The following is a 16,513-nucleotide window of genomic DNA, read 5'->3' as shown; positions in this document are numbered from 1 at the left end:
CCTGGACTTTTTCCCTGAAAATTAGGTAATTGACCCCCTCAAAATCGGTAAAACCCTACACCCCACACCCCACACCCTACACCCTGCCCCCAGGAAAAACTTTTTGCCGCAAACCCTATGTAGCCTATACTCAACGGATTTAGTATAAAAAAGGAATAGAGCCTTAAACTCTATTCCTCAATCAAAAATTGCAGTTAATTTCTAACCCTATACTACCGCAGAAGTCAAAGCTTCTTTGAGGATAGCGGCTTTATCGGTTTGTTCCCAGGGTAAATCGAGATCATTGCGACCAAAATGACCATAAGCGGCCACATCTTGGTAAAAACGCTCGCCTCTTTCACTGGGTAAACCGCGCAGGTTAAAGGTTTGGATAATACCGGCCGGACGGAGTTCAAAGTATTTATTGATTAAGTCGAGAATCACATCATCAGCGACTTTGCCAGTGCCAAAGGTTTCCACGAAGAGACTGACCGGACGAGCTACCCCAATCGCATAACCCACTTGAATCTCGCACTTATCGGCCAAACCAGCAGCGACGATATTTTTGGCCACATAACGGCAAGCATAGGCCGCGGAGCGATCGACTTTGGTAGGATCCTTACCGGAGAAAGCGCCGCCACCGTGACGAGAATAGCCACCGTAGGTATCGACGATAATTTTCCGTCCCGTTAATCCCGCGTCGCCTTGTGGTCCACCAATGACGAATTTTCCGGTGGGATTAACCAGATAACGGGTATTGGCATCGGGTTTAATCTCTAAATCGCTGAAGACCGGTTGTACTACCGCTTCCCAGAGATCACTTTTAATCTTTTGTTGGACGAGATCATTATCGGTGATATCGCCGATAGTAGCATCGTGTTGGGTAGAAACAAGGATAGTATCGATACCCACGGGACGACCATCTTCATAAATGACCGATACTTGCGTTTTACCGTCGGGACGCAGATAGGACAGTTCACCCGTTTTTCTGACTGCCGCTAAACGGCGAGCGATGCGGTGGGCTAAACTAATCGGTAAGGGCATAAATTCGGGGGTTTCATTGCAAGCGAAACCGAAGACAATACCCTGGTCTCCCGCACCAATTTTATCGAGTTCATCATTGCTGAGAAGTTCGCGATTTTCCTGAGCAGCCGTGACACCCTGGGAAATATCGGGAGATTGTTCGTCTAAAGCGACTAAAACGGTGCAACTATTCGAGGAAAAGCCGTTATCTGCGTTGATATAGCCGATTTCAGCGATTTTCTTGCGAACTAAATCGACGAAATGAACCTGTGCTTTCGAGGTGATTTCACCAGTAATCAAGACTAACCCTGTATTGACAACCACTTCAGCCGCTACACGACTGTGGTCATCTTGGGATAACAGAGCATCGAGAATAGTATCAGAAATCTGGTCACAAATTTTATCGGGATGTCCCTCTGTAACCGATTCGGAGGTGAACAAATAACGTTTAGACAAGTGATGTCCCTCACATGGTAGTACATTTGAACGCAAAAAGATTCCAAGAAATCTTTGATCATACAGTGTAACAGGGAATTTGTAGAGATCGAGTATTTTCAATAAGAAACCGCCCGAACATTGTCCGGACGGAGTGTGGTGTGAGGAGTGAACGGAAACTTTCGTCTCCGCTAATTCCATTGTAGATGACAACTTAGAATCTTGAGCGATTTGAAACAAACTAGCCCAAAAAATTTTTATTTCTTGAAGGGGTTGACTAATGCCCGATAGCCGTCCCGATGATGTAGCCTGATTAATAGAGGTCGCAGAGCTATACGGAAAGATTATGACAGTCACAGCCGATTATTTAGAACAACTCAATCCTTCCCAGCGCCTTGCTGTTGAGCATTTTTGCGGCCCCCTGTTGGTGGTTGCTGGAGCAGGATCGGGAAAAACTAGCGCTTTAACCTATCGTATCGCCCATTTGATCCGTCATCACGGGGTCGAGCCGGAAAATATTCTCGCAGTCACTTTTACCAATAAGGCGGCCCGGGAAATGAAAACTAGAATTGAAAAAACTTTTGCTCAACAGAAAGCACAGGAAAAATACGGTCAAAGATTAGAACTTTTAGAAGAATACGAACAGAAAAAACTCTTTTCTCAAGTTTATCGGAATTATACTAAAAAACTCTGGATCGGGACTTTTCACAGTCTTTGTGGTCGTATTTTGCGCTATGACATTAATAAATATCAGGATGAATATGGTCATAGTTGGCAAAGGAATTTTTCGATTATGGACGAGTCTGATGCCCAGAGTTTAGTAAAAAATATCGTCACTAAACAGATGAATTTAGATGATAAAAAATTTGATGCTCGCAATCTACGTTATGCGATTAGTAATGCCAAAAATTTAGGTTTAACTCCCACGGATTACGCCAGAGAAAACCCTCATTTTCGGGGAAAGGTCATTTCTGAGGTTTATCAGGCTTATCAGATGCAATTGGCAGAAAATAATGCCCTAGATTTTGATGATTTAATACTGGTTCCAGTCCGTCTTTTTCAGCAAAATGAATCTATTCTCGGTTATTGGCACACGCAATTTAAGCATATTTTAGTCGATGAATACCAAGACACTAACCGGATTCAGTACGAGTTAATTCGGCTTTTGTCCACCAATGGTGAAACGAAAAAAAGTGAGTGGAATTGGACGGATCGATCGATTTTTGTGGTGGGTGATGCCGACCAATCTATCTATAGTTTTCGGATGGCAGATTTTACTATTCTGCTCAATTTTCAAGCGGACTTTGGCGATGGTTTACCCGATGATGATACTCGCACGATGGTGAAACTACAGGAAAACTATCGTTCACGGGAAAATATTCTGCAAGCGGCAAATAAGTTAATTGAAAAGAATAGTCAAAGAATCGATAAAGTCCTTGTTCCCACCAGAGAAGGAGGCGAGAGTATTTATGTTTTTAAAGCCAGAGATGAACAGGAAGAAGCAGCTTTTGTTATCGATAAAATTCGAGAATTTACTCAAGAAAACCCCGAATTAAATTGGGGTAGTTTTGCCATTCTCTACCGAATTAATGCCCAATCTCGCCCCTTTGAAGATGGGTTAATTCGCAATAATATCCCCTATAATATTGTCGGGGGATTTAAATTTTATGATCGACAGGAGATTAAAGATGCGATCGCTTATTTACGAGTGATTGCCAATCCTGCCGATACCGTTAGTTTACTGAGAATTATTAACACTCCCCGGCGCGGTATCGGTAAAACCACAATCGATAATTTGCTCAAAGCTGCCCAAGAATTAGGAGTACCTTTATGGGAAATTATCAGCGATGAAACTTCCGTTAATACTCTCGCCGGTCGTGCGACTAAAAGCATCAATAAGTTAGCTAAAATTATCCAAAACCTGCAAGAAAAAATCACCGATTTATCCGCTAGTGAAATCCTAGATCAAATCATGGAAGATTCGGGATATATCGATGAGTTAAAACAGCAGGGAACCGAGGAAGCTGATACCCGCATCGAGAATATTCAAGAATTGTATAGCGCCGTGGTACAATTCCAAGAAGAAAACGAAGAAACCAATCTCCAGGAATTTCTCGCTAGTGCTAGTTTAGCCTCGGATTTAGATAATCTTCAGGAAGGTCAAGAAAAAGTCTCGTTAATGACCCTTCATTCCGCCAAAGGTTTAGAGTTTCCTATCGTCTTTTTAGTCGGTTTAGAACAGGGCATTTTTCCCCATAATCGTAGTTTAAACGATCCCATTGCTCTTGAGGAAGAACGCCGTTTGTGTTATGTGGGAGTGACTCGGGCCAAGGAACAATTATTTTTAACCTACGCAAAAGAAAGATATGTCTGGGGGAATAAAGAGACGAAGGTAGCTTCCCAATTTTTGCAGGAATTGCCCCCAGAATTGCTCACAAGCAACCTGAAACCGAAAAAGACCCCAAAAGTGGTTGCCATGGAAAAAACTGTCTCTGATCAAAGAAAATGGCAGGTAGGCGATCGAGTGTTACACTCTACTTTTGGAGAAGGAGAAGTGACCCATATTCTCGGTGCGGGCAAAAAAATGAATCTAGCGGTCAAATTTTCGGGTTTAGGTCAGAAAATCATCGATCCCCGCACCGCACCCATGCAACTTATCGAGGAATAGGGGAGGATTTTAAGGAGTATTGCTAATCTCTACAATTATTGTTCCTTGCTCTAGTTGTTTCAACGCATCGGGTAAAGTAGCTGTCAGTCATCGCCGCAGATTCTGATTTGTGACATTACCACAGGTTAACCATAAAATTTGAGGAGGTGTTCCCAGACGACAAACCAAATCAATAAAGTCACTATCTTTGGTCATAATCACGGCATTTTCCGCTCGCGCTGCTGCAAAGATCTCGATATCTTGAGCATCTCGAAGGGATAAGTCTCGCAGGGACGATGCTTCTAAATCAAAGGTCGCTGATAACCAGCTTGCTAGAGTTGGAGGTAGTTGAGCATCAATCCAAATTTTCATGCCGTTAGTTTAGGAAAATCCGTACACCGTGCTGCAAAAAGTAAACAAGCTTGGATATCTGCGAGTTCCAAATCGGGAAAGTCTTCTAGAATTTCAGTTATGCTCACATTCTCCGCTAACATTTCCAAAATATCCGTTACTCGAATTCGCATCCCCCGAATACAAGGACGACCACCACACTGGCCGGGTGTTTGAGTAATGCGGGTAAGCAAGCTAACTGTTGAGTCCATAGAACGCATCTCGAAGATATTTAGTCTGCATTTAATTATCTTATCTGGTAATCCTAACAACCAATCCCTAGCACCCAACTGACACCCCCTGATTCCTCAACTCCGATCGCTACCTGCTGTTAGAATAGAGAATTGCGGTCAGACTGACGATAAAATTGAGAAGCTAAACCCTTGATTCTTAATAGTTGTTGAGCAACTTTCCGCCTAGTATCGCAATTATCCGATAATATGGGCAACAGCGAGTTAGTCTATTCAGTCTGTTAAAATTGACCCCCGTTGGTCGTATTCGCGCACTGTCTAACCTTTATGATGAGGATCAGTTAATATGGAATCAATGCAACCGACCGAGACCCAAAATCCGATTAGAACGGATTTACCCGGGTCTCTGAGCAAACCCAGCAGCAGCACCGAACAGATTTGGTCTGAATATGTAGAACCAGTTTGGGATTCGGTGATGTCCTATCTGGCTAACGTCCCCGATTATATCGGTAGTTTCTTCTCTGGATACAAAAAACCTTTAATCGTTCTGGGGGCAATTTTAGCCAGTTTTGTCACCGTGAAAGTTACCCTAGCGGTTTTAGATGCGATCGATGATATTCCCCTCCTTGCTCCTATCCTACAATTAGTTGGGATCGTTTACACTGGTTGGTTTGTCTGGCGCTATCTGCTCAAAGATGAAAATCGTCGCGAGTTATTAGCCGAAATTGATGCACTAAAAGCGCAAGTTTTTGGCAGTCACAATAACACTTTATAGATAGAATCAAGCATAAAAAACAAAGGAGTTGAGTGTTTCCGCTCAACTCCTTTGTTTTTGCACAAGAGCTTATACTATAGCGTTTTTCAGTCTAGTGAGGTACAAAAGTTATGGGTTTTAGGCAAAAGGCAAGAGGCAAAAAGCAATAGGGAGAATAAATAATCAGTTTTTAATAACCAGATTTAATAGAGTTCTTGCATAATTAATTTTTGAGAGGGCAAAAATGAGAAAAATAAGCATAAAATTGCCTAAAATCCCTAAATAGGGCTGGCTGAATAAATGTGAAATGTAGGCATGGTAAGGGTTTTGTGGCTTTTCTTGCGAAACAGGTGCAAGATTTTGAGAGAATCGTGCTTCAAAACCTTGCGTCTTCATCGGCCCGCGTCCTGTAGGGGCGAAGCATTCGGATAGAAAATCTACGGTTTCACCGATAGGTTATTGCCCGAATGCTTCGCCCCTACTTTTTCAGCCGACCCTAAATAGAGCATTTAATTGATTAATGCGTATTCTTAATTCTCCTGACGACCGACTCCTGACTCCTGAATCCTGACGACCGACTCCTAACCCCACCAACAAACTTATTCAGCAAACCCTAGCTTAACACCATAGTTCGGAAACCCGTACCGATCGAGCAGTTGTCAGGGGGCCTCGTATTTCGGTAAATTAGCACTCGGAAGGTAAGAGTGCTAATCTGGAAAAGACACTTACCCAAATACAAAAGAAACGGAGGATATTCCATGGCTGCAGTCAGCATCAACGTAACTACTGTTAAACCCCTAGGCGATCGAGTTTTCGTCAAAGTTAGTCCCAGCGAAGAAAAAACCGCCGGTGGTATTTTCCTTCCCGATGCCGCTAAAGAAAAACCCCAAATCGGGGAAGTCGTGGCCGTCGGCCCCGGCAAACGCAACGATGACGGTAGCCGTACCCCTGTAGAAGTGGGTGTGGGTGACAAAGTTCTCTACTCCAAATATGCCGGAACCGATATCAAACTTGGTCGCGAAGAATTCGTTCTCCTCTCCGAAAAAGACATTCTCGCCGCCGTTTCCTAATCATCTACCCTTGAAAACCCCTATTTTGCCCGAATAACGATACATTATGGCTAAATCTATTATCTACAACGAAGATGCTCGTCGCGCCTTAGAAAAAGGCATGGATCTTCTGGCCGAAGCGGTGGCCGTCACCCTTGGCCCCAAAGGTCGTAACGTCGTCCTCGAAAAGAAATTTGGCGCACCCCAAATCGTCAATGATGGCATCACCATCGCTAAAGAAATCGAACTGGAAGACCATATCGAGAACACCGGTGTGGCTTTAATTCGCCAAGCAGCCTCAAAAACCAACGATGTAGCGGGTGATGGTACTACTACCGCCACCGTTCTCGCTCACGCTATCGTTAAAGAAGGTTTACGCAACGTCGCCGCCGGTGCTAACCCGATTTCTCTGAAAAAAGGGATCGATAAAGCTGCCGATTTCCTCGTCGGTCAAATCGCCAAACACGCGAAACCCGTAGAAGATTCCAAAGCGATCGCACAAGTGGGCGCTATCTCTGCTGGTAACGATGATGAAGTCGGTCAAATGATCGCCTCGGCCATGGATAAAGTCGGCAAAGAAGGCGTAATTTCCCTAGAAGAAGGGAAATCGATGACCACCGAACTAGAAATCACCGAAGGGATGCGTTTTGACAAAGGTTATATCTCTCCCTACTTTGTCACCGACACCGAACGCATGGAATGCGTTTTTGAGGATCCCGCTATTCTGATTACCGACAAAAAAATCGGTTTAGTACAGGATTTGGTTCCCATTCTCGAACAAGTTGCCCGTCAAGGCAAACCCCTAGTAATTATCGCCGAAGACATCGAAAAAGAAGCTTTGGCAACCCTAGTGGTTAACCGTCTGCGCGGTGTTCTTAACGTCACTGCGGTGAAAGCTCCCGGATTTGGCGATCGCAGAAAAGCGATGTTAGAAGATATCGCCGTCTTAACCGGTGGTCAAGTCATTAGCGAAGATGCGGGTTTAAAACTGGAAACCACCAAAATTGACAGCTTAGGTACGGCCCGTCGTATCACCATGAACAAAGATACCACCACCATCGTCGCCGAAGGAAACGACGTGGCAGTGAAAACCCGTTGTGAGCAAATTCGCCGTCAAATCGAGGAAACCGATTCTTCCTACGATAAAGAAAAACTGCAAGAACGTCTGGCTAAATTAGCTGGGGGTGTGGCAGTGATTAAAGTCGGTGCCGCTACCGAAACGGAAATGAAAGACCGCAAATTGCGCTTAGAAGACGCAATTAACGCCACTAAAGCAGCCGTAGAAGAAGGTATCGTCCCCGGGGGTGGTACTACTTTAGCTCACCTGGCTCCCCAATTGGAAACCTGGGCCAAAGAAACCCTACACCATGAAGAATTAACCGGTGCTTTAATCGTTTCTCGCGCCATTGCTGCCCCCTTAAAACGGATCGCTGAAAATGCCGGCCAAAACGGTGCAGTTATTGCCGAACGGGTGAAAGAAAAGCCCTTTAATGTCGGTTATAATGCCGCTACCGGTGAGTTCTCCGATATGTTTGAGGCGGGTATCGTTGACCCCGCGAAAGTGACTCGTTCTGCCCTACAAAATGCCGCTTCGATCGCCGGTATGGTTTTAACTACCGAGTGTATTGTGGTGGATAAACCGGAAAAAGAAAAAGCCGCTGCTCCCGGCGGCGGTGGAGATTTCGACTATTAATAATTAGTCTATTTTTTCTCGACTCGATCGTATTTAAGCGATCGAGTTTTTTTTGATGAAAAAACATCACTTCGGGTTAGGGAATTCTTGCCATGACTTCCACGGCTTTATGCAAGCAAGTAATTATACTTGTCCCTAAAACTGGTTTCCAGCAAGGCTTTCCAAGTAGCTTGACATAAAACCTGATTTAGGGTTTACAAAGGTGAGATGCTCCCAGTAGAATGGTAGAGTCTTAATCAGGACAGGATAGACGGGGAGGTTATATTTCTCGGTGACGAGTCCAGCTTATGGGAACATGGTCTGGAGCATCGGATCACAGTAGTGTAGTTTTAGTTCCTTGAGGATGATCTGTTTATCGGTGATTTTGGGAACTATATCGGTAAGCGAGCAACGAAACCATCATGGCAACTAGAAAGATAACTCGAAGAGTAGAACTAGAGATCGAGCGCCTGGTGACAGAATACGGTTACAATAGGGAGCATCTCACTTACGCGGTAAGTAATTATACTTAGCCTAAAAGCCACTCTTAATCGTGTCTTGGAACGAAATAGAGGCTTTTAAAGACTGCGTACATGGAGAATTAAAACAAGAATTACCCTCGAAAAGCCTATTTTTCCACTAAGTATTTATGCTCACTGCAAAGGTGAGATACTCCCTACAATGTTACAATAAAGAAATTTTAGATGAAAAGAAGGAAATATGAATAAAAGCTTTGCCAAACAAATTGTCTTGTCACTAACTGCTTTATTGTTTACCTTGTCAGTCCCTCTTTTCCGTATTACCGCAGAAGAACTGCCATTTTATTGGGAGTCTATCAACGTCGATATTGAGGTTCAGACAACCGGCGATATGTTAGTGACAGAAACCCAGAAATATGTCTTTAACTCAGACTACTCTAATCAACGCTATCGCTATATTCCTTTAGCTAAGGTAGATGACATCCAAGATGTGACCGTTCAAGAAAATGACAAAATAATTCCCAGTAAAATTGGGATTGAAAATAATCAATTTTGGATTAACTGGCAACATGAATTAAACCCGCCCGAAGCACATACTTTTGTCCTCAAATATCGCGTATTAGGTGGCTTGCAGGTAGATAATGAGAACACGCAGGTTTACTGGAAAGCCATTTTTGCTGATCGCAAAGCTCCGATTCAATCGGCAAAGGTTCGAGTACAATTACCAGAATTATTAGCGGGTAAAGTTTTTTCCTTCAAAAATTTTGGCACAGCGGCGATCGCTAGTCAAGTAAATCCGACAAACTTCGAATTTGTGGCAACTCAGCCTATTCAACCCCAAGAAGAACTAGAAATTCAGATTGCCTTTCCCAGCAATATTCTCAATCTACCTCAACCCCGTTGGCAACAAGGAGGCCCTTCCCAAACTCCTCCCGACACCACGCCGAGCTTTCTCGGCTGGGTTTTGAGTTTGTTGTTTATTTTACCTAGTATCGGCTTTATCCTGGGCGGCGGTGGCGGCGGTGGCCGGGACGGCGGCGGTGGCGGCGGTGGCGGCGGTGGATAATTAGCCGTAGCTTGGGTTGAACAGAGTGAAACCCAACAACCGAGGGTCTAGGCCGGGTTCCGTTGCCTCAACCCGACCTACGAATTTACTATACAAACGGGGAAACTTTTAAGGATTCGGGATCGATCGCACCAGCAAAGTCAGAATACTGGTTAATACTGCCACTACCACGGGAATAATCAACGATTTTGATCCCTTAAGGTCAGAGACATCCTGAATTAAAGCGTCCTGTGTTCCCTCTACTTTTCCCAATCGCCTATCAATAATCTTGAGTTCGGTTTTCACCTCCGCCATATCTACTTTTAGATCGGTGAAATCTTTCTGTAAAGAGTCTAATTTTTCCGTGATATTTGTCAGGATAATTTCTAGGGAATCGGTGACGGGGGATTGACTCATCTGAATTTCCGGGAATATTCGATCGCCTAGTAATATTGTAGGCTGATAATCGTTATTGGTAATTCTGCGATCTTTCGGGAGTGACGGAATTACAACGATCGCATTGATCACATATCTTCTTCAGAAAGTCCCGCTTGTTTCAAAAAATGCTTGAGTAATCCGATTTTTAAATCCTGATTTCCGTGAATCGGCACAGAGATACGGGTGGGATTATCCGGCTGACAGTAAATGTGATGGCTACCTTGAATTCTCAATAATTCCCATCCGTGACGCTCTAAAATTTTGGCGAACTTTTTCCCAGAAATCGATTTCATATCGCTATCTCTAGAATCCGAGTTTTCGGATCGGTCGGCAAGGATTCCACATCTATGGATAGACAACCTTCGATCGCCTCGTGTAAATTCTCTAGTAGTTCCTCGAAAGTTTCTGCTTGGGTGGCACAGCCGGGGAGCGCCGGGACTTCCCCCCAGAAGCCACCTTCCTCCGCCTCGTGAACGATAACTTTCATTTTCATTGCTTATCTCCTAGATCGATCAATGGGAGGGATAGATAGATAAATTATCACCACCCCTAAAATCTAACATTTCTACGGGGTTGTGTAAATAATCAGTCTTCAATAACTGGATTTAGTCTAAATATTGTAGGCTGTTTTTGTAGGTGATGCAATCCTTACCAACTGACGACATTCTGTTTTAATGGCTTGTTGTAGTTCTTGTGCCTCTGAATCGCTTAAAATGCCTGAAAACTTGGCCAGAGGATGATTGTTGCCTGTTGCCTGAACTCGATGTAAAAAATCTAACACGGTTTCTATTAGATCATCAGGTGCTTGTTCGAGTTCTTGAATTAATTGTTGACGATGGTTCATAGACAGTCTGAACGAGTAATACAGTAAATGTGATGGCTACCTTGAATTCTCAATGACGTTCTCAAATTTTGGCGAACTTTTTCCCAGAAATAGATCTTAATTGACTCATCTGAATTTCGGAGATTATTCGATCGCCTAGTAATATTGTAGGCTGATAATCGTTGCCGTTGCCTCTGGATTGGTAATTCTGCCATCTTTCGGGAGTGATAGAATGCGAAGTATCCCCCGCAACAAGGAATTTAGTTTATGAGTCAATCGGGAGAAACCGTCACCTATTCCCTAGAAGCCATCCTGACGCGGATCGAGGGAAAGATCGATCGAATCGATGATCGCCTGACAAAACTAGAGGTAGGACAGGCAAAATTAATCGAGAAAGTCGAGGGAATGGATAAGCGGTTAGAAAGGCTAGAAAACGAACAATCGGGGCTAGTTAAGGATATATCCGATTTAAAAGGGGCGAAATCGCTGATTATCCCCGTAACCGTCGCGATTATTACCGCCATACTCACGGTTTTCCTTCGCTCTTTACCCTCTCCCTAGACGAATCGCGCCCGGCCTAGAAATTGCCAAGTGTAGCGGAACGAGCGCCAGCTGGCGGGGGTTAGGGAGATGGGCAGAAATTCCTTTTCCATTCGCCCGCAGGTAAGCTGTTGACTATCTAAATTACTGGTTAAGACTGTCTAAGCTAAACGGCGCTTAACCTGCATGATCCAACAGCTATAACCCTTTTGGAGTCTATATCGGTGATCCGAAGTAAAAGCCGTTTAGCTTATGAGTGCCGGAGTTGGGAGCGGGGAGAGGTAGTTCGAGCATTTGTACTAAACTTTTCAAGACGCGGTTTAAAGGCAGTACAGCTTATCTATACTAGGATTTCGGCAAAACATGAAAATTATCGCCTACACCTATACCAATCCCCTGCTCGATAGTCCCCCCGATGCCTCGATTTCGACCTATTCTCCCGAACAAGTGTATCAGGATTTTGGCGATCGCTCACAACGGCAGCAACTGCTCCGCGATTGTCAAGGGACTCCCCCCCGACTGCTGATCCTACGTCGCCTAGCAGAATTGGGAGACAATGGCACAGAAGTTAGCAAAATTTTACAATCCTTAGAAGCCCTGGACATAGATATAATTGCCCTAGAAGACCCGGATTATAAGCTGAATTTTGCCAAGATTCTGCAAGAAATATCAAAAAACGAACTAAGTAATCGTTTAAAAGCAGGTCACGCTCACAATCGTCTGCAAGCTTTGCCTCCCCCCGGAAAAGCACCCTACGGTTATCGTCGTGGCAAGGAGCGTTATATACTCGATCGCAGTACCGCGCCGGTAGTCAAAGACTTTTTTGATCGCTTTTTGATTTCCGCTTCCCTGCGTTCCACGGTGCGCTATATAGAAAAACGCTATGGTAAGAAGATATCGGTAGCTACTGCCCATAAATGGCTGACTAATCCCGTTTATCGCGGCGATTTGTGCTATCTCGGTCAAGATATTATCCCCGATACCCACACCCCGATTATCTCCCGGGAAGAAGCGGCCCAGATCGATCGCATCCTGAGAAATAATCGCAAATTACCCCCCCGCAGTGCCAGCGCCCCGCGTTCCTTAGCGGGTTTAGTCGTCTGTAGTCAATGTCAATCGGGGATGACGATTACCAAAGTGACGGCGCGAGGAAAGGGCCTAGAATACCTCTATTTGCGACCTTTGCAATGTCCCCGGACAAAAAAATGTTCGGCGATCGCTTATGAAAAAATTCTCGTTAGCACAATCGAGCGCATTTGTCAAGACCTACCACCGACGATCGCTCAGATATCTTTACCGGATTTAGAGGGGATCAAACGGGGAATGAGCGAGGAAATAGGGCAAAAAAACGATATTTTGTCGCAATTGCCCTCCCTAGAAGCGGCGGGAATTTTAGATCAAGAAACGGCTAATCTACGGGCCTATAAACTGAAAAACGAGATCGCGCAGATTCAAGGACGTTTAGACCAATTACCCCCGGATAACCTGACTATTATCGCTCGTGCCGTTGCTTTTCCGCAATTTTGGCGAGATTTATCGGAAATCGAGCGCCGTTTTTATTTTCGTGAGTTTATCCGTCGCATCGAAATCGAGAGGGAAACGGCTAATAATTGGCATTTACGTTTAATCTTCGTTTTTTAAGAGTCTGGGACAATCTTAAAGTTAGCTAAAAATTGAGGAATGTTTGAGCGATCAATGCTAAGAAAAAGGCAAACAGCGATCGATCTCAACTATGAGCAATAACAAAAGATTAACTAGGTATAAAAAAGGGCGAAAATCCTCCCGGACCAAACCCCACCTTTACGATTATCACTATAATCAACCCGGGACGATGCCGGGGTTAATCACCATCGATGAAAATGCCGTTGCTACCGAGATATTTTTAATTAATTATAACTCCCAACAAGCCACTAGAGTTAATAATCTTTTACCTCAAGACTGTCTTAAATATTTATCCAATGATTCCATCTCTTGGATTGATATCGTCGGTTTGGGTAATGAGGATAAACTGCAAGAGTTGGGGGAAATTTTTCATTTACATCCCTTAACCCTTGAGGATATAGTCAGTATTCCCCAAAGACCAAAAGTGGAAGAATGCGAGAATTATCTTTTAATTATAGTGCCGATGGCCATCCTGATCGATCATCAGGGTTTTTTGCTAGAACAAATCAGTTTAATAGTCGGGAAGAATTATGTTTTAACTGTGCAGGAAGAAGGACAATACGATTCTTTGGAAGGAGTTAGGGAAAGAATCCGTTTAAATAAAGGTTCCATCCGGCAGCAAAAATCGGGTTATTTAGCCTATGCGATTTGGGATGCCATTATTGACGGTTATTTTCCTGTTTTAGAGTCCTACGGAGAAAGAATCGAGGAGTTAGAAAACGAAATTTTAGCTAGTCCCACGGAACAAATTTTATCAAAAATCTACCAACTGCGTCAGGAATTACTCTCCCTGCGACGAGCAATTTGGCCGCAAAGGGACACCCTCAATGCGCTTTTACGCGATGAGTATATTGTCATCGATACAACCATTAAACCCTATCTAAGAGACTGTTATGACCATGTAGTACAAATCCTCGATGTTATCGAAAATTACCGGGAATTTGCCAATGGTTTAATGGATTTTTACCTGTCTTCCGTGAGTAATAAAATGAACGAGATTATGAAAACTTTAACGGTAATCTCGACGATTTTTATCCCGCTTACCTTCATTGTCGGTATTTATGGCATGAACTTTAATACTGATAAATCCCCCTATAATATGCCCGAATTAGAATGGTATTGGGGCTATGTATTCGTCTGGGTGTTGATGCTAACCGTTGCTTTCAGTTTAATCATTTTCTTTTGGCGACGCGGCTGGTTTAAGAACCTATCGACAGTGAAGAAAAGATAAACTGTTAAGCAGATTAGACAGACTGGATGACATGGCTGGCATCTAGCAAGAGAAAATGGCTATTGCAGAGAAATTAATAATTTAGTGTCTACGGTATTTTTTAACACTTTCAGTTGATGGCTTCTCATTTTGTCCAACCAACTATAGTGCTGGCTGTGACATTGATAGACGATATCGATGTCACCAATCTCTGACTTAACTTGAGCCAAGTAGTTTTCTAGTTCGCTAATTTTCATAACCAATCTCGCTTGCGCTGAAGGACATCAACCCCAAACCAAGAATTATCGCTAAAGGATAGGGGTGACTACAGTTACTATTATAGGCCGATCATAATTCCTAAAAAAGTTCTTATCTAACAAAGTTAGCTAATGTCAGGGTTAGATGATATTAGCGAAGTTTCTTTCTAGTCGTCTAGGGGGCAGGGCTATTCCTAGGTAGGGTCTGCTGAAAAAGTTTTTCGTGAGGGTAGGGTGTGGGGTGTGGGGTGTAGGGTGTAGGGTTTTACCCATTTTCAGGGGGTCAATTACCTAATTTTCAGGGAAAAAGTGCCTAAATTTCCCCCCCGATCACTCCAATGGCTGGCACTTTTTGATTTCAAAAAAGCCTAAAAATATTATCCAACAAGATTTTTAGATTTATTCAGCAAACCCTAGCTAAAGGGGCTAATTTACCGAAGAAGGGCCGCAGTAATGCCCAAGCAATGTCGATAATCGTAACAAGTCAAGAAATAAAAAATTCTCGATATTGTCTTTCACTTCCCCCAGCTTCAATAATTAATTCTTTTTTCATTACTTTTTAGTCCCTGGAGGTGGCTGTTTAGAAGCTGCCGCAATCGCTTGATTTAAGCGAGTTAATTCTTCTTTAAACTTCGGTTCTTGGGGATAGTTTTTGACTAATTTTTCTAGGATACTTTTAGCTCCAGAAACGTCTTGAGTTTGTAATCTTGTTCCATAAAGAACTAGCATAACTTCCAGATTGTCGGGATATTTTTGATATAACTTTTCTAAAGGTTCTCTGGCTCCGATAAAATCTTTTAACTGTAAGCGAGCTTGGGCCAGTCCTTGCAAAGCAGTGGGGTTATCTGGTTCACGTTCGAGAATTTTCTCGTAACCTTTGACCATTTCTTCTAATTTTTCGGGAGGAATAGTTGCCTCTTGCCCGGGTTGATTGCCCTGGGGGGAATTAGAATTATTATTTTTCAATAAACCTAAAGTTGGCACCACCATTAAAGCCAGAAATACTAAACCAGAGGAAACAATTAAGACTCGTTTGAGCGTATCGTTATTTTTTTTGGGCATACTTTTTAAAGATTAGAGATAAGCAATTTTGTAGGGTGCGTTAGGCGGCGATAACCTTGGAATGAAAAACCAAAATTAGTAATCCGCACCCCACGCACCAGATAAGATTAATCCGTAGTAACTCGATGAAATTCGTGACCCCAAAGATTATAAGCCCAAATTCCCAAGCCAAAACTACCTAAGCAGAGGATGGTGAGCATCAGGAAAACTTGCCACCTATTGTAACCTGCTTCCTGAAGTTCTAGACGACCAAGGATAGTGGCGGCTAAGAGGATTAAAACTCGACTAAATACCGCCCACTTGTGGAAGATAAAGACTACCGCCAAAGACCAGCCGAGAATTGATAATACAGCACTAATATCGTTTTTAAACCAACTGCGGAAAAATACCGGCATTAAGTGACTAAACAGGGTTAATCCTAGGGCAATTGAGAGGATAACCCCTACCGCTAGGATATAGATGATGATTTCTAGCCATTCGCTAGTGAGAGTCCAATTCATCTCATCACCGCGGGCAAGTAACCAATCACTCCATGATAAACGCTCATGGGCGATCGACCAGCCAAACACCCCATAGACCGATGGAATCAGAAAAGTAAGTAGTATAATGCGCCAAAACATAATCAGTTATCAGTTATCAGTGATCAGTTATCAGTTATCAGTTTTGAGTTATTAGTTATCAGTTTTGAGTTATTAGTTATCAGTTTTGAGTATTAAGGTTCTTCGTTACTTGGTATGGTTCGATAGGGGGGCATAAATCGACTAAATCCTTATCTGGCAAGAGACTTAATTGATTAGTTCGCTCTAGAGCAAAAACAATTGACAAAAATCGCTAAATGCCTTTCTATATAAGGGTTC

General features: G+C 43.3%; 19 protein-coding genes. 8 read left to right on the top strand and 11 right to left on the bottom strand.

Features of this window, described 5'->3' with window-relative positions:
* Nucleotides 1-207: 207 nt before the first annotated feature.
* Nucleotides 208-1,458, bottom strand: a complete 1,251-nt coding sequence (gene metK / locus O9295_RS17655) for a methionine adenosyltransferase (RefSeq protein WP_012267167.1) — start codon at nt 1,456-1,458, stop codon at nt 208-210.
* 325 nt (nt 1,459-1,783) lie between these two features.
* Between metK and pcrA the strand changes: the two genes are divergently transcribed.
* Complete coding sequence (gene pcrA, locus O9295_RS17650) at nt 1,784-4,105, top strand: DNA helicase PcrA (protein WP_288034210.1); 2,322 nt, start codon at nt 1,784-1,786, stop codon at nt 4,103-4,105.
* 87 nt (nt 4,106-4,192) lie between these two features.
* On the opposite strand, the gene O9295_RS17645 is transcribed toward pcrA, so the two are convergent.
* The gene (locus tag O9295_RS17645; RefSeq protein ID WP_288034207.1) at nt 4,193-4,456 is read right to left on the bottom strand and encodes a DUF5615 family PIN-like protein; all 264 of its coding nucleotides are present in this window, start codon (nt 4,454-4,456) and stop codon (nt 4,193-4,195) included.
* Nucleotides 4,453-4,686: a DUF433 domain-containing protein gene (locus O9295_RS17640; RefSeq protein WP_039899814.1), complete on the bottom strand. Its 234-nt coding sequence runs from the start codon at nt 4,684-4,686 to the stop codon at nt 4,453-4,455. The genes O9295_RS17645 and O9295_RS17640 overlap by 4 nt, the downstream gene beginning before the upstream one ends.
* Before the next feature lie 325 nt (nt 4,687-5,011).
* Between O9295_RS17640 and O9295_RS17635 the strand changes: the two genes are divergently transcribed.
* Nucleotides 5,012-5,440, top strand: a complete 429-nt coding sequence (locus tag O9295_RS17635; RefSeq protein ID WP_002744522.1) for a CAAD domain-containing protein — start codon at nt 5,012-5,014, stop codon at nt 5,438-5,440.
* A 162-nt stretch (nt 5,441-5,602) separates the two neighbouring features.
* Here O9295_RS17635 and O9295_RS17630 read toward each other — a convergent pair whose 3' ends face one another.
* Complete coding sequence (locus O9295_RS17630; protein WP_288034206.1) at nt 5,603-5,815, bottom strand: hypothetical protein; 213 nt, start codon at nt 5,813-5,815, stop codon at nt 5,603-5,605.
* A 362-nt stretch (nt 5,816-6,177) separates the two neighbouring features.
* Between O9295_RS17630 and groES the strand changes: the two genes are divergently transcribed.
* From groES to O9295_RS17615, 3 genes are all read left to right on the top strand, one after another.
* Nucleotides 6,178-6,489, top strand: a complete 312-nt coding sequence (gene groES / locus O9295_RS17625; RefSeq protein ID WP_288034204.1) for a co-chaperone GroES — start codon at nt 6,178-6,180, stop codon at nt 6,487-6,489.
* 46 nt (nt 6,490-6,535) lie between these two features.
* A complete protein-coding gene (gene groL, locus O9295_RS17620; protein WP_288034202.1) occupies nt 6,536-8,161 on the top strand; it encodes a chaperonin GroEL in 1,626 nt (541 codons plus the stop codon).
* A 699-nt stretch (nt 8,162-8,860) separates the two neighbouring features.
* The gene (locus tag O9295_RS17615) at nt 8,861-9,685 is read left to right on the top strand and encodes a DUF2207 domain-containing protein (protein ID WP_288034199.1); all 825 of its coding nucleotides are present in this window, start codon (nt 8,861-8,863) and stop codon (nt 9,683-9,685) included.
* A gap of 108 nt (nt 9,686-9,793) precedes the next feature.
* Here O9295_RS17615 and O9295_RS17610 read toward each other — a convergent pair whose 3' ends face one another.
* The 4 genes from O9295_RS17610 to O9295_RS17595 form a co-directional block, all read right to left on the bottom strand.
* Nucleotides 9,794-10,081 (bottom strand): shikimate dehydrogenase, encoded by a 288-nt coding sequence (locus O9295_RS17610; RefSeq protein ID WP_353851872.1) that lies wholly within the window; start codon nt 10,079-10,081, stop codon nt 9,794-9,796.
* 107 nt (nt 10,082-10,188) lie between these two features.
* Nucleotides 10,189-10,395, bottom strand: coding sequence for a type II toxin-antitoxin system HicA family toxin (locus O9295_RS17605; protein WP_104396010.1), 207 nt, complete (start codon nt 10,393-10,395; stop codon nt 10,189-10,191).
* Complete coding sequence (locus O9295_RS17600; RefSeq protein ID WP_002737783.1) at nt 10,392-10,595, bottom strand: type II toxin-antitoxin system HicB family antitoxin; 204 nt, start codon at nt 10,593-10,595, stop codon at nt 10,392-10,394. Before O9295_RS17600 ends, O9295_RS17605 begins: the two co-directional genes overlap by 4 nt.
* Before the next feature lie 117 nt (nt 10,596-10,712).
* Complete coding sequence (locus O9295_RS17595; RefSeq protein WP_002737131.1) at nt 10,713-10,946, bottom strand: hypothetical protein; 234 nt, start codon at nt 10,944-10,946, stop codon at nt 10,713-10,715.
* Nucleotides 10,947-11,192: 246 nt separating this feature from the next.
* On the opposite strand from O9295_RS17595, the gene O9295_RS17590 reads away from it, so the two are divergent.
* The 3 genes from O9295_RS17590 to corA all read left to right on the top strand — a co-directional run bounded on the left by O9295_RS17590 (nt 11,193) and on the right by corA (nt 14,358).
* Complete coding sequence (locus O9295_RS17590; RefSeq protein WP_002759475.1) at nt 11,193-11,486, top strand: hypothetical protein; 294 nt, start codon at nt 11,193-11,195, stop codon at nt 11,484-11,486.
* A gap of 342 nt (nt 11,487-11,828) precedes the next feature.
* Entirely contained in the window at nt 11,829-13,106 is a 1,278-nt protein-coding gene (locus O9295_RS17585; protein ID WP_288034195.1) for a recombinase family protein, read from the top strand.
* A gap of 91 nt (nt 13,107-13,197) precedes the next feature.
* On the top strand, nt 13,198-14,358 hold the full coding sequence (gene corA, locus O9295_RS17580; protein WP_288034193.1) for a magnesium/cobalt transporter CorA: 1,161 nt from the start codon (nt 13,198-13,200) through the stop codon (nt 14,356-14,358).
* Between the two features lie 59 nt (nt 14,359-14,417).
* Here the strand turns inward: corA and O9295_RS17575 are convergent, their stop codons facing one another.
* The 3 genes from O9295_RS17575 to O9295_RS17565 all read right to left on the bottom strand — a co-directional run bounded on the left by O9295_RS17575 (nt 14,418) and on the right by O9295_RS17565 (nt 16,276).
* Nucleotides 14,418-14,594: a hypothetical protein gene (locus O9295_RS17575; RefSeq protein WP_002759470.1), complete on the bottom strand. Its 177-nt coding sequence runs from the start codon at nt 14,592-14,594 to the stop codon at nt 14,418-14,420.
* A gap of 552 nt (nt 14,595-15,146) precedes the next feature.
* Entirely contained in the window at nt 15,147-15,656 is a 510-nt protein-coding gene (locus tag O9295_RS17570; protein ID WP_061430758.1) for a tetratricopeptide repeat protein, read from the bottom strand.
* A gap of 107 nt (nt 15,657-15,763) precedes the next feature.
* Nucleotides 15,764-16,276 carry a hypothetical protein gene (locus O9295_RS17565; RefSeq protein WP_004162596.1) on the bottom strand — a complete coding sequence of 171 codons (513 nt, stop codon included), beginning with the start codon at nt 16,274-16,276 and terminating at the stop codon, nt 15,764-15,766.
* Nucleotides 16,277-16,513 lie beyond the last annotated feature (237 nt).

The sequence above is a fragment of the Microcystis sp. LE18-22.4A genome, from assembly GCF_027531105.1.
GTDB lineage: Bacteria > Cyanobacteriota > Cyanobacteriia > Cyanobacteriales > Microcystaceae > Microcystis > Microcystis aeruginosa.
Note: the sequence above shows the minus strand (reverse complement) of the source record. Positions and strands in the feature narration are given on the sequence as shown.